This window comes from Streptomyces sp. NPDC093260 (genome assembly GCF_040683715.1).
GTDB classification, from domain to species: domain Bacteria; phylum Actinomycetota; class Actinomycetes; order Streptomycetales; family Streptomycetaceae; genus Streptomyces; species Streptomyces sennicomposti.
Genome location: NZ_JBFBEK010000033.1, coordinates 37,553 through 49,584 on the forward strand (window position 1 = coordinate 37,553; position 12,032 = coordinate 49,584).

Annotated in this window: 11 protein-coding genes; 3 read left to right on the plus strand and 8 right to left on the minus strand. The window is 74.1% G+C overall.

The annotated features are described in order from the left end of the window. Nucleotides 1–111 precede the first annotated feature (111 nt). The 5 genes from AB0N63_RS30955 to miaA all read right to left on the minus strand — a co-directional run bounded on the left by AB0N63_RS30955 (nucleotide 112) and on the right by miaA (nucleotide 6,771). Nucleotides 112–1,605 carry a M1 family metallopeptidase gene (locus tag AB0N63_RS30955; protein WP_365534150.1) on the minus strand — a complete coding sequence of 498 codons (1,494 nt, stop codon included), beginning with the start codon at nucleotides 1,603–1,605 and terminating at the stop codon, nucleotides 112–114. Between the two features lie 131 nt (nucleotides 1,606–1,736). Continuing rightward, complete coding sequence (locus tag AB0N63_RS30960; protein ID WP_365534153.1) at nucleotides 1,737–4,007, minus strand: HD domain-containing protein; 2,271 nt, start codon at nucleotides 4,005–4,007, stop codon at nucleotides 1,737–1,739. 300 nt (nucleotides 4,008–4,307) lie between these two features. After that, complete coding sequence (gene dapF, locus AB0N63_RS30965; protein WP_365534156.1) at nucleotides 4,308–5,177, minus strand: diaminopimelate epimerase; 870 nt, start codon at nucleotides 5,175–5,177, stop codon at nucleotides 4,308–4,310. A 46-nt stretch (nucleotides 5,178–5,223) separates the two neighbouring features. After that, nucleotides 5,224–5,724 carry a hypothetical protein gene (locus tag AB0N63_RS30970; protein WP_365534253.1) on the minus strand — a complete coding sequence of 167 codons (501 nt, stop codon included), beginning with the start codon at nucleotides 5,722–5,724 and terminating at the stop codon, nucleotides 5,224–5,226. A 108-nt stretch (nucleotides 5,725–5,832) separates the two neighbouring features. Beyond that, nucleotides 5,833–6,771 (minus strand): tRNA (adenosine(37)-N6)-dimethylallyltransferase MiaA, encoded by a 939-nt coding sequence (gene miaA, locus AB0N63_RS30975; RefSeq protein WP_365534159.1) that lies wholly within the window; start codon nucleotides 6,769–6,771, stop codon nucleotides 5,833–5,835. A 223-nt stretch (nucleotides 6,772–6,994) separates the two neighbouring features. Here miaA and AB0N63_RS30980 point away from each other — a divergent pair, with 223 nt between their 5' ends. Together AB0N63_RS30980 and AB0N63_RS30985 are read left to right on the plus strand one after the other, a co-directional pair. Then, the gene (locus AB0N63_RS30980) at nucleotides 6,995–7,231 is read left to right on the plus strand and encodes a hypothetical protein (protein ID WP_365534162.1); all 237 of its coding nucleotides are present in this window, start codon (nucleotides 6,995–6,997) and stop codon (nucleotides 7,229–7,231) included. Between the two features lie 23 nt (nucleotides 7,232–7,254). Then, nucleotides 7,255–7,575 carry an antitoxin gene (locus AB0N63_RS30985; RefSeq protein WP_365534165.1) on the plus strand — a complete coding sequence of 107 codons (321 nt, stop codon included), beginning with the start codon at nucleotides 7,255–7,257 and terminating at the stop codon, nucleotides 7,573–7,575. 195 nt (nucleotides 7,576–7,770) lie between these two features. Here AB0N63_RS30985 and AB0N63_RS30990 read toward each other — a convergent pair whose 3' ends face one another. Further along, nucleotides 7,771–8,484, minus strand: coding sequence for a class III extradiol dioxygenase subunit B-like domain-containing protein (locus AB0N63_RS30990; RefSeq protein WP_365534168.1), 714 nt, complete (start codon nucleotides 8,482–8,484; stop codon nucleotides 7,771–7,773). A 121-nt stretch (nucleotides 8,485–8,605) separates the two neighbouring features. Further along, a complete protein-coding gene (miaB, locus tag AB0N63_RS30995) occupies nucleotides 8,606–10,126 on the minus strand; it encodes a tRNA (N6-isopentenyl adenosine(37)-C2)-methylthiotransferase MiaB (RefSeq protein ID WP_365534171.1) in 1,521 nt (506 codons plus the stop codon). 234 nt (nucleotides 10,127–10,360) lie between these two features. Between miaB and AB0N63_RS31000 the strand changes: the two genes are divergently transcribed. Beyond that, nucleotides 10,361–11,596 carry a glycosyltransferase family 87 protein gene (locus AB0N63_RS31000; protein WP_365534174.1) on the plus strand — a complete coding sequence of 412 codons (1,236 nt, stop codon included), beginning with the start codon at nucleotides 10,361–10,363 and terminating at the stop codon, nucleotides 11,594–11,596. A gap of 30 nt (nucleotides 11,597–11,626) precedes the next feature. On the opposite strand, the gene AB0N63_RS31005 is transcribed toward AB0N63_RS31000, so the two are convergent. Next, entirely contained in the window at nucleotides 11,627–12,031 is a 405-nt protein-coding gene (locus AB0N63_RS31005) for a MazG nucleotide pyrophosphohydrolase domain-containing protein (protein ID WP_365534176.1), read from the minus strand. Nucleotide 12,032 lies beyond the last annotated feature (1 nt).

A 12,032-nucleotide genomic window follows, 5' to 3' on the forward strand; every position in this document is an offset into this window, starting at 1 on the left:
GGCCGCGCCGACCGGAAGATGGTCGCACGGCACGGCCCGTCTCGTCACGGTGTTATTTCCCCGCTCGCCCGTCCTGTCACCTCTTCCCGGGCCTCGATCCGCCCCGCCACGTCACTTCTTCGTCTTCACCGACTTCAGGGGCGGCTGCTGCTTCCAGTCCGGGTGGCCGGGCATGGGCGGGGTCTTCTCTCCGTAGAGCCACGCCTGGAAAAAGGCGCTCAGGTCGCGGCCGGCGATCTGGGAGGCGAGGCGCTCGAAGTCGGCGGTGGTGGCGGTGCCGTCCTCGTGGTCGCGCACCCAGGAGCGCTCCAGGCGTTCGAAGGCCGGCCTGCCGATCTCCTGACGCAGCGCGTACAGGGCGAGGGCCGCGCCGTCGTAGATGTTGGGGCGGAAGATGCTGATCTTCTCGCCGGCCTTCGGGGCCTTGGGCCGCGCGGGCGGTCCGCCGGCCGCGCGCCAGCCGTCGGAGGCGCCGTAGGCGGCCTTCATCCGGGCTTCCATGGGCCGGTTCGCCTTCTCCTCGGCGTACAGGGCCTCGTACCAGGTCGCGTGGCCCTCGTTGAGCCACACGTCGGACCAGGAGCGAGGGCTGACGCTGTCGCCGAACCACTGGTGGGACAGCTCGTGCACCATGACCGACTCGACGTACCACTTCGGGTAGGCGGCGTCCGTGAACAGGTCCTTCTCGAAGAGGGAGAGGGTCTGCGTCTCCAGTTCGAAGCCGGTCTTCGCCGACGCCACCAGCACGCCGTACGTCTCGAACGGGTACTCGCCGATCTTGTCCTCCAGCCAGGCGATCTGGTCCGGGGTCTTGGCGAGCCAGGGTTCGAGGGCGGCGCGGTCCTCGGCGGGGACGACGTCGCGCACGGGCAGGCCGTGCGGGCCGGGGCGGTGCAGCACGGCGGAGCGGCCGATGGACACCTGGGCCAGCTCGGTGGCCATCGGGTGCCGGGTGCGGTACGTCCAGGTGGTGCCCGCGCGGCTGCGGGCGGCCTGGACGGGCAGGCCGTTGGCGACGGCGGTGTAGCCCTCGGGCGCGGTGACGTGGATGGTGAACATCGCCTTGTCGGAGGGGTGGTCGTTGCACGGGAACACCAGGTGGGCGACGTCGGCCTGGTTGGCCATGGCCAGTCCGTCCGCGGTCTGCACCCAGCCACCGTCCCGGCCCTTCTCGGGGACGGGGTTGCTGGTGTGGCGCACGGTGATGCGCGTCCGGCGGTGCTCGGGCAGCGCGTGCTTCGGGGTGATCACAAGGTCCTCGCCGGCGAAGGCGAAGGCGGCAGGCTCGCCGTCGACCTCGACGGAGTCGACGGTGCCGTGGGTGAAGTCCAGGTTGACGCTGTCCAGGGTCCTGGTCGTGCGGGCGTCGATCGTGGTGACGGCCTGGAGCGGCCTGCCGTTGTCGCCGGTGTAGGCGAAGGAGAGGTCGTACGCCGACACGTCGTACCCCGGGTTGCCGAGGTACGGGAAGAGCCGGTCGCCGACGCCGAGCGGTACGGGCGGGGCGCTCGCGGCCAGCAGGCAGACGCAGGCGGCGGAGGCGGCGGACGCGAGGAGGGGCGCCTTCAGGCGACGCGGGACGCGGTGACGGAGGGTGCGCGGCATGCACACACCGCTATCAGCGCCCGGCGCGAGTACGGCGGCGGCGCGCGCCCGGGCCACCCGAACGGGTTCTTCCGGAGCCAGCGCTCAGTCTTCCGCCCGGCGCACTCCCGTACGCCCCGGCGAGTGCCCGCTCACGCCCCCGGCGGCTGCGGCTGGGCGCGGCTGACGTCGTAGACGCCGGGGACGCTGCGCATCGCCCGCATGAGGGCGGGCAGCCGGGCGGCGTCGGGCAGGTGCAGGGTGTAGGTGTGGTGGACGCGTTGCTGGGCCGGCGGGGCCACGGTGGCCGAGACGATCTCGACGCCTTCCAGCGCGATGGCCTCGGTCAGATCGGCGAGCAGATGGGGGCGGCCGAACGATTCGGCGAGCAGCGTCACCCGGCAGGCGGTGGTGTCTCCCCAGCGCACGCCGACCTCCGGGCGCCCCGTGCCCTTCATCCGGGCGGCCCCGGCGCACTCGACGCGGTGCACGGTCACCACTCCCCCGCGCACGGCGAACGCGGCGACCCGGTCGGGCGGTACGGGCGTACAGCAGCCGGCGAGCCGTACGGCGGTGTGGGGGCCGTCCACGACGACGGCGCACGCCGCACCCGACCGCCCCCCGCGCGTGCCGGTCACGGACCCGTCGGGAGCGCCGGGAGCCGGACCGCCGCAGGCATCGGCAGCCGGCCTGCCGAGCGCACCGGCCGCCGCGCCGTCGGGGGCGTCGGGGGCGTCGGACGCCGGCTCGACCAGGGCGTCGAGCATGGCGGCGGGGTCCGGGGCCGCCGTGTCGCGCAGGTCCCGTTCCTCCTCCGGCTCGTCGCCGGCCGGGGCCGGGTGGGTCGCCAGCCAACGCTGGATGGCGATGCGGGCGGCCGGGGTGTGGGCGTGCTCCAGCCACTCCCGGGAGGGTTCGGAGGCCGGGTCCTGGCCCATGAGGAGCTGGACGGTGTCGCCGTCCTTGAGGACGGTGCTCAGCCTGGCCAGGCGGCCGTTGACGCGGGCGCCGATGCACGCGTGCGCGTCCTCGCCGTACTGGGCGTAGGCGGCGTCCACGCAGGTGGCGCCGTCGGGCAGACCGAGGGTGCCGCCGTCCGGCCGGAAGACGGTGATCTCGCGGTCCTGGGCGAGGTCCTCCCGCAGGGTGGACCAGAAGGTGTCGGGGTCGGGCGCGGCCTCCTGCCAGTCGAGGAGGCGGGAGAGCCAGCCGGGGCGGGTGGGGTCGACGCGCTCGCCGTCGCCCGCGCTCTGCTCCTCGGCGGGGGTGGCGTAGGGGTTGCCGAGGGCGACGACGCCTGCCTCGGCGACCTTGTGCATCTGGTGGGTGCGGATGAGGACTTCGACGACCTGGCCGTCCTCGCGGGCGACGGCGGTGTGCAGCGACTGGTACAGGTTGAACTTGGGGACCGCGATGAAGTCCTTGAACTCCGAGACCACCGGCGTCATACAGGTGTGCAGTTCGCCGAGGACGCCGTAGCAGTCGGCGTCCTCGTTGACCAGGACCAGCAGCCGGCCGAAGTCGGCGCCGCGCAGTCGGCCCCGTTTGCGGGAGACCCGGTGCACGGAGACGAAGTGCCGGGGCCTGACGAGGACTTCGGCGGTGATGTCGGCCTCGTGCAGCACACCGCGCACCTGTTCGGCGACCTCGGTGAGCGGGTCAGCGGGGCGGCTCGCGTTCTCCGCGATCAGCTCGCGGGTGTGCTGGTACTCCTCGGGACGGAGGATCGCGAAGACCAGGTCCTCCAGTTCGGTCTTGAGGGCCTGCACGCCGAGCCGTTCGGCGAGCGGGATGAGCACGTCCCGGGTCACCTTGGCGATCCGGGCCTGCTTCTCCGGGCGCATGACGCCGAGGGTGCGCATGTTGTGCAGCCGGTCGGCGAGCTTGATCGACATCACCCGCACGTCGTTGCCGGTGGCGACGAGCATCTTGCGGAACGTCTCGGGCTCGGCGGCGGCACCGTAGTCGACCTTCTCCAGTTTGGTGACGCCGTCCACGAGATAGCGGACCTCGGCGCCGAACTCCTCACCGACCTGGTCGAGCGTCACATCCGTGTCCTCGACGGTGTCGTGGAGCAGGGAAGCGGTCAACGTCGTGGTCTCCGCCCCGAGTTCGGCGAGGATCAGGGTCACGGCGAGCGGGTGCGTGATGTACGGCTCGCCGCTCTTGCGCATCTGGCCGCGGTGCGAGGACTCGGCCAGGACGTAGGCGCGGCGCAGCGGTTCGAGGTCGGCGTCCGGGAAGTGGGCCCGGTGCGCCTCGGCGACATGGCCGATGGCGTCGGGCAGGCGGTCACGGGCGGCGGGGCCGAGCAGTGCGGCCCGTCCCAGGCGGCGCAGATCGAGCCGCGGGCGGGCCCTCCTGCGGGGCGCGGCCGGCACCACCGCTCCCGGGGCCGCGGGATTCGTGGCATCCGCACTCATGGGCACCTCCGGCTGCGTGGACCGGTGGACGGGGTGCCCCAGGGCGTACACGGCTCAGGGGTTGGCGTCGGATCCCCCGTCCGGGCCGGTGCTTGATGCTACCGAGCCCAGCACACTCGGCCGACCACCTCTCGGGGAGCGTGAAACGGATCACCCATTCGAGCGACGATCCGGAGGTTTACGGTTTTCGGTCACCTGGCATGCGGGTGACCGTGGATTCCCGCGCTCGTCCGGATCTCTGCCCTGGGTCCTGTCGATCTTGCCGCGCACCGGCCTTGCGATCGGCCGGCGGGGGCACGGTCAGGCGGCGACGCTTTCCAGCCAGTCCGCGGCGATCTCGCCCTCGGCGACGATCACCGCGGCGCCGGTCATCTCGATCTCGCCGTCCGGCCGCTCGGTGATGACGAGGGTGCCGCCGGGCACGTCGACCGTGTACGTCGCCGGGGCGCCGGTGACGGCGGGGTCGGCGCGGTCGCGGCGGGCGGTGGCCACGGCGACGGCGCACGCGCCCGTGCCGCACGAGCGGGTCTCGCCCGAGCCGCGCTCGTGCACGCGCATCGCGACGTGGCGGGGGCCGCGGTCGACGACGAACTCGACGTTCACCCCGTCCGGGTAGGCGTCGGCCGGGCTGAACGGGGGCGGGGAGAACAGGTCACCGGCGTCCGCGAGGTCGGCCACGAAGGCCACCGCGTGGGGGTTGCCCATGTTCACGTTGCGCGCGGGCCAGCTGCGCCCGCCGACGCTCACGGTGACGTCGCCCTCGGGCAGGCGGGCCTTGCCCATGCCGACGGTGACGTCGCCGTCCTTGGCGATGTGGATCTTCTTCACGCCGCCCCGGGTGGCGATCGCGAGGTCGCCCTCGGCGGCGAGGCCGGCGTGCTGGAGGTACCGCGCGAACACGCGCGTGCCGTTGCCGCACATCTCCGCGACGGAGCCGTCGCCGTTGCGGTAGTCCATGAACCACTCCGCCTCGGCCGCCATGGCGCGGGCCTCGGGGTGCGCGGCCGACCGGACGACGTGCAGCACGCCGTCGCCGCCGATGCCCGCGCGCCGGTCGCACAGAGCGGCGACGGCGGCCGGGGACAGGTCGAGGGCGTTGTCCGGGTCGGGGAGGATCACGAAGTCGTTCTCCGTGCCGTGCCCCTTGAGGAAGGCGATGCGCGAGCTCATGCCTCGATCGTACGGCGTGGGCAGGACGGGGCCGGGTCGGGCGGCCCTAGCGCAGGCGGGCGACGCGCCAGACGGCGAGGACGACGGCCACGGCGACGATCAGGGCGTAGGCGCCGATCAGCCGCCAGTCGGCACGGCGACCGGCGCCCCGCGGCGGCAGACCGGGCCAGGTGTAGCCCACGCGGAGCGCGGCCATCATGCCCCAGCCGGCCGCGCAGGAGCAGATCAGGAGCCCCAGCATGGCGATCACCGCGCCGCTGTCGCCGTCGAAGGCGAGCGGGAAGGCGAACATCAGCGAGCCGACGGCGGCCAGGCCCACGATGGGCGCCAGCTGCCAGATGCGCAGCCGCCGCTGCGGGCGCAACTCGACCTCCACCTCGGGCCCGGCGAACATCTCCTCGGGCCCGGGACCGTCCTCGGTCACCCCGCCCTGCGTCCCGTCGGGGCCGTCGGGGCTGAGCGTCGGCTCGTCCGTCTCCGCATCGGCGTGCTCGGCTGTGATGTGCTCGGTGCCGCCTTGTGCGGTGTCGCGAGGGCCGGCCTCCATCGCCACGCGCCCTCCCAACTAGGACCTCATTCGGTGGATCGAAGCACGATGATGGCACGCCGCCGGAGGCCTGGATGACGGCCTGGGCGTCCCGATGCCATCACGTGATCAGGCTGTAACCGGTCGTTCCACCAACGCCAGCGCCAGGTGCGGAAGTTCCGTGACATCCGCGGCGGCCCCGCTCAGCCAGTGCACGCGCGGGTCGCGGCGGAACCAGGAGTCCTGGCGGCGCGCGAAGCGCTTGGTGGCGCGGACGGTCTCCGCGCGCGCCTCCTCCAGCGTGCACTCCCCCGCGAGCGCCGCGAGGACCTGCTGGTAGCCGAGCGCCCGGGAGGCCGTACGCCCCTGCCTGAGGCCCCGCGTCTCCAGCTCGCGCACCTCGGCGACGAGCCCCGCCTCCCACATCCGGTCCACCCGGCGCGCGATGCGCTCGTCCAGCTCGGGACGGGCCACGTCGACGCCGATCTGGACGGTGTCGTAGACGGAGTCGTGGCCGGGGAGGTTGGCCGTGAAGGGGCGGCCGGTGATCTCGATCACTTCCAGCGCGCGGACGATGCGGCGGCCGTTGCTGGGCAGGATCGCGCGCGCGGCCTCGGGGTCGGCGGCGGCCAGGCGCGCGTGCAGGGCGCCGGAGCCGCGCAGGGTCAGCTCCTCCTCCAGCCGGGCCCTGACCTCCGGGTCGGTGCCGGGGAACTCCAGGTTGTCGACGGCGCCGCGGACGTAGAGGCCCGAGCCGCCCACCAGGATCGGCCAGCGCCCCTCGGCGAGCAGGGCGTCGATCCGCTTCCGGGCGAGGCGCTGGTACTCGGCGACGGAGGCGGTGACCGTGACGTCCCACACGTCCAGGAGGTGGTGCGGTATGCCGCCGCGCTCTTCGGGCGTCAGTTTCGCGGTGCCGATGTCCATCCCTCGGTAGAGCTGCATGGAGTCGGCGTTGACGATCTCGCCGCCGAGGCGCTGGGCCAGGAAGACGCCGAGATCGGACTTTCCGGCGGCGGTCGGGCCGACGACGGCGATGACGCGGGGTGCGGGGGGTGCGCTGCTCACCGCACCAGTTTCGCAAACCCCGCGGGGGTGTCCCGAACGAGTTACGTGACGGCGCGGTCACGGCCTCGTTGCCCGGTGAGAGGTACCCGCGCCCGGATCGCGTCAGGGCGATGGCACGGGCGCCGCGAACGGACACAGCGGACCACGCGGGATTTCGCCCGCACAAGTAACGTATGGAGTTGACATGGGCGTTTTTGCGCGACTTTTCCGGAGGTCCGAGGCTGTGGAGGGCACGTCGGTCGCCGAGGAGCCGGCCGGACCGGCGTCGGTCGGCCCGGTGAACGCCGGTACGGCGGCGGACGACGACGCCGGGAGCGACCCGGAGGCGGCGGAGGCCGAGGACGGCGGAGCCGTCCACGAGGCCGCGGCGGACGCCGGGGGCGACGGCGTGGAGATCCCCAAGCAGCAGTCCGCCGAGGAGGCGGCCGAACAGGAGACCGGCAAGGGCGCCCGCACGTGATGTCCCGCAAGGGAGGCTGAACCATGGGTCTGCTGGACAACATGAAGGCCAGGCTCGGCCCGGCCAAGGAAAAGGTCTCGGACCTCGCGCAGCGGCACGGGGGCCAGATCGGCCAGGGTCTCGACCGGGCCGCCAAGGTGGTCGACGAGAAGACCAAGGGCAAGTACCGCGACAAGATCCACGCGGGCACGGACAAGGCGAAGGAGGCCGTGGACCGGCTCGCCCACCAGGGCGGCGACGCCGGTGCCGGACCTGGCCCCGGCGCCGGTCCTGGTGCCGGCCCCGAGGGCCGGGGCGGCGACGAGCCGACGGCCCCGCGGACGCCTCCGCCGCCGGTGTCCTGAGCGGGCGCTCGGGCGCGGCCCGGGACGCGCCGCCGCGGGTGAAGGAACGCGGGGGTGCGGTGCCGTCCGGCCGGGAGCACATCGGCGGGTGGCCGGGGAGTCGCTGCTCGTCGGCCACCCGCCGGGGCGTCTCCTCTCGGCCGCCGGTCGGCGCCGGCCGCGGCGCTGCGGCCGACGCCGACCGGCCGGGGACCGTCAGGTCCAGGTGGCCACCAGGTAGCCGACGCCGTAGGGGGCCTCGTCGTAGAGCAGGGCACCGGAGAGGTTCGCGGGCTCGGCCGCCCCCGCCAGGACCTGCCACGGAGCACGGCCCGACGCCTTCAGCTCGGCGGCCAGGGCGGCGTCGAGCGCCGCGAGCGCCGACAGGTCCGCCGCGCCCAGCGCCCGGGCGACCTCGGCGTCGAAGGGCTCGGCCCGTTCGTCCAGGTATCCAGGCGCCTTGAGCGACCGGCAGGCGCTGGCGTCGCCCATCACCAGCAGCGCCACCCGGTCGGCCCGTCCGGCGAGGTCGCGGCCGGTGGCCAGGCAGCGCTCGGGCGCCAGCGAGGCGTGCACGCCCAGTCCCTCGACCGGGGCGTCGGACCAGTCCGTGCGCTCCAGCAGGTAGGCGCCGACGGCGAGCGAGGGCGGCAGCTCGCGGTCCGGCGCGGTGCCGCCGCCCTGACCGAGGCGTACGTCCGCGTCGACACCGAACCCGCGGAAGGAGCCCCGGGCGCCCTGCGGGTACGGGCCGTGCCCGGCTTCCTCGGTGGGGCCCACGACCATGAGGCGGTCCGGCCGGGCTGCGGCGAGGACGCCGAGCGCGTCCGTGCACGCGGCGCGCGCGGCGTCCAGTTCGGGCGCCGCTCCGGCGGCGACCACGGGTACGAGAAGCGGCGGGCAGGGGCAGACTGCGGCGGCGACAAGCATGATCGGCAGCGTAACCCCGTGGGCGGGCCGGTCGCCGCGCCCCCGGCGGCGTCGCTCCGGCGGCGGGTGCCCGGAGGCGGGGCGCGCCGTTCCCCGCGCCCCTCGCGCCCCCGCAGGCGCGTCAGTCGCAGCCGCAGCCGTTGCCCGCCGGGACCGGCAGCGGGGCCGGGGCGCCGATCTTCGGGAGGCCGAGCATGACACCGGCCGGCTTGGCGGCCTCCGCTGCGGTGCGCTTCTGCCAGGCGTCGCCCGCGCGGGTGCGGCGTACGGCCAGCGTCGAGCCCTCGGCCAGGAGGTGGTGCGGGGCGGCGTAGGTGATCTCCACGGTGACCACGTCGCCGGGGCGGACCTCCTCGTCCGGCTTGGTGAAGTGCACGAGGCGGTTGTCGGGCGCGCGGCCGGACAGGCGGTGCGTGGCGCCGTCCTTGCGGCCCTCGCCCTCGGCGACCATCAGCTCCAGCGTCCGGCCGACCTGCTTCTTGTTCTCCTCCCAGGAGATCTCCTCCTGGAGGGCGACCAAGCGCTCGTAGCGCGCCTGGACGACCTCCTTGGGGACCTGGTTGTCCATCTCGGCGGCGGGGGTGCCGGGCCGCTTGGAGTACTGGAAGGTGAACGCCTGCGCGAACCGCGCCTCACGCACCACGTGCAGCGTCTGCTCGAAGTCCTCCTCGGTCTCTCCGGGGAAGCCCACGATGATGTCGGTGGTGATCGCGGCGTGCGGGATCGCGGCGCGGACCTTCTCGATGATCCCGAGGTAGCGCTCCTGGCGGTAGGAGCGGCGCATCGCCTTGAGGACGGTGTCCGAGCCGGACTGCAGCGGCATGTGCAGCTGCGGCATGACGTTCGGCGTCTCGGCCATCGCCGCGATCACGTCGTCGGTGAAGTCGCGCGGGTGCGGCGAGGTGAAGCGGACGCGCTCCAGGCCCTCGACGTTCCCGCAGGCGCGCAGCAGCTTGCTGAACGCCTCGCGGTCGCCGATGTCGGAACCGTAGGCGTTGACGTTCTGGCCGAGCAGCGTGATCTCGGACACGCCCTCGCCGACCAGCGCCTCGACCTCGGCGAGGATGTCGCCGGGACGGCGGTCCTTCTCCTTGCCGCGCAGCGCCGGGACGATGCAGAAGGTGCAGGTGTTGTTGCAGCCCACGGAGATCGAGACCCACGCGGCGTACGCGCTCTCGCGCCGGGTCGGCAGCGTGGAGGGGAACGCCTCCAGCGACTCGGCGATCTCGACCTGGGCCTCCTCCTGGACGCGGGCGCGCTCCAGCAGGACGGGCAGCTTGCCGATGTTGTGCGTGCCGAAGACCACGTCCACCCAGGGCGCCTTCTTGACGATGGTGTCCCGGTCCTTCTGCGCCAGGCAGCCGCCGACCGCGATCTGCATCCCGGGCCGCCGCGCCTTCTTCGGGGCGAGGTGGCCGAGGTTGCCGTAGAGCCGGTTGTCGGCGTTCTCGCGCACGGCGCAGGTGTTGAAGACGACGACGTCCGCGTCGCCGTCGGAGCCCTCCGGCGCCCGCACGTAGCCCGCGTCCTCGAGCAGCCCGGCGAGCCGCTCGGAGTCGTGGACGTTCATCTGGCATCCGTAGGTGCGGATCTCATAGCTGCGAGTGACGCCCACTTCTCGGCTCCGGTCGATGCTGCTCATGCCATAAGGGTAGGCGCTCGGCGAAGTGCCCCCGGACGGCCCGGGCCACGGGCGGACGGCTCCGGCCGGATGGCGGCACGAGCGCCCGCCCGGATCGCGACACGAGGCGGAAGCTGCCTCCCATACCGGGACCGCAGCTCCAAAATAGGGACACTCCGCACCGCTCGGTGTCGGCACGTCCGCACCGCTCACGCCCGCCCGGCCCGAGCGGCCCCGCACAGTGACAGGTACCCGATGCAGCTTCGTGACGCCGTGCGGGCCTCCGCACCGCGGGCGCCCGCGGCCCCGGCGCTGCGCGCCTGGCTCCTGCGGCCGGCCGGTCCGGTCCCGGTCGCCGTCCTCGCCCTCGTCCTGCTGGCCCGCGCGGCGCACGTGGCCTTCGTGCATCCGCAGGGCGGCATGGACAACGCCTTCGTCGTCCACGCCGGGCGGGTCTGGCTGGACGGCGGCGCCCCGTACGGCGACCGGCGGTTCCTGTATCTGCCGAGCGCCGTGCTGTTCGCGGCGGGGCAGGCGCTGCTGCCGGCGCCGTTGCTGCGGGTGGCGGCGCCCCTGGTGTGCGTGGGGCTCGTCACGGCCGGCTGGTGGTGCGCCGTGCGCCTGTTCCGGGTGCCGGCGTGCTCCCGGTTCGCGGTGCTGGGGCTGCTGGGCCTGGTGCTGTGCTGGGTCCCGGTCGGTCATCTGATCGACCTGGGGAACTGGACCGCGGTGAGCGTCCTCGCGCTGCCGGCGGCGCTGCTGCTGGCCGACCGGGGCCGCTGGGACGCGGCCGGGGTGGTGCTCGGACTGTCCGTGGCGGTGAAGCCGCTGCTGGTGCCCGTGGTGCTGCTGCTGGTCCTGGCCCGGCGGTGGCGGGCCCTGGCCTGGATGGTGCTGGTGCCGGCGGCGCTGTCCGCGGGCACGGCGTTGATCATGCCGGACCCGGGCGGGTTCCTCACCCGTACGCTGCCCTTCCTCCTCAGGGGCGGGGACGCCCTGATGCGGCCGTTCGACTGCTCCTGGCCCGCGGTGCTGCCGCGCCTCGGAGTGCCGCCGGTCGCCGCCGAGGCGCTGGCCCTGATCGCGGCGGTGGCCGGGGTGGTGTGCGCCGGGCTGCGCTGGCGGCGCGGCGACGCGGGTCCCTCCCGGCTCGTTGAGACGGCCGCGATGCTCATGCTGGCATCGCTCCTGGTCTCCCGGCCGTCCTACGAGCACTATCCGGTCGTCGTGGTGCCGCTGCTGCTCGCCGGGGCGACGGCCGCCGACTCGGTGACGCACTCGCCGTGGTTCTGGGCGGCGCTCGTGCCGCAGACGGCCGGCTTCGTCTTCCCGGGTCTGGAGCCCTCGACGCGCAGGGCGTTCAAGGACGTGGTGACGCTGACGGGACTCGCGCTGGTGCTGGCGGTGCGGTGCGCACGCCCACCGGCCCGGCAGACGGCCGCGCCCGCGGGGAACGGCCCGGCAGCGGACGTACCGGCCCCGGCGCCCTGAGCCCCCGGCGAAAGGGCCTTCGGCCGCCGCTCAGGCCGCCTCCGGGTCCCATCCCTGGCGGCGCAGTACGGCCGCCACGTCGGGCGCGCGGTAGTGGTCGCCCTTGAGGACCTTGCCGTCGGCGCGGCGGGCGACCTCGCCGTCGGGGCCGAGCTTGCTCATGTTGGCGCGGTGGATCTCGGCGATCACCTCGTCGAGGTCGACGCCGTGCACCAGGGCGGTGCCGTAGGCGACGTAGACCACGTCCGCGAGTTCGTGCGCCAGCCGGTCGAGCGGGCCCTCGACCGCGACCTCGGCGACTTCGGCCGCCTCCTCGGCGAGCAGTTCCCCGCGGTGCGCGGCGAGCGCCGGCGGCACCCGCGTCGGCGTGCTGCGGGCGTCGAGGCCGAAGGCACGGTGGAACTCACGGACGAGATCGGCGGGCGAACTGCTCATA

Bases quoted from the DNA above. Each gene is read 5' to 3' on its own strand.
- AB0N63_RS30955 (WP_365534150.1), bottom strand. From the start codon at position 1,605: ATGCCGCGCACCCTCCGTCACCGCGTCCCGCGTCGCCTGAAGGCGCCC.
- AB0N63_RS30960 (WP_365534153.1), bottom strand. From the start codon at position 4,007: ATGAGTGCGGATGCCACGAATCCCGCGGCCCCGGGAGCGGTGGTGCCG.
- dapF (WP_365534156.1), bottom strand. From the start codon at position 5,177: ATGAGCTCGCGCATCGCCTTCCTCAAGGGGCACGGCACGGAGAACGAC.
- AB0N63_RS30970 (WP_365534253.1), bottom strand. From the start codon at position 5,724: ATGGAGGCCGGCCCTCGCGACACCGCACAAGGCGGCACCGAGCACATC.
- AB0N63_RS30985 (WP_365534165.1), top strand. From the start codon at position 7,255: ATGGGTCTGCTGGACAACATGAAGGCCAGGCTCGGCCCGGCCAAGGAA.
- AB0N63_RS30990 (WP_365534168.1), bottom strand. From the start codon at position 8,484: ATGCTTGTCGCCGCCGCAGTCTGCCCCTGCCCGCCGCTTCTCGTACCC.
- miaB (WP_365534171.1), bottom strand. From the start codon at position 10,126: ATGAGCAGCATCGACCGGAGCCGAGAAGTGGGCGTCACTCGCAGCTAT.
- AB0N63_RS31000 (WP_365534174.1), top strand. From the start codon at position 10,361: ATGCAGCTTCGTGACGCCGTGCGGGCCTCCGCACCGCGGGCGCCCGCG.
- AB0N63_RS31005 (WP_365534176.1), bottom strand. From the start codon at position 12,031: ATGAGCAGTTCGCCCGCCGATCTCGTCCGTGAGTTCCACCGTGCCTTC.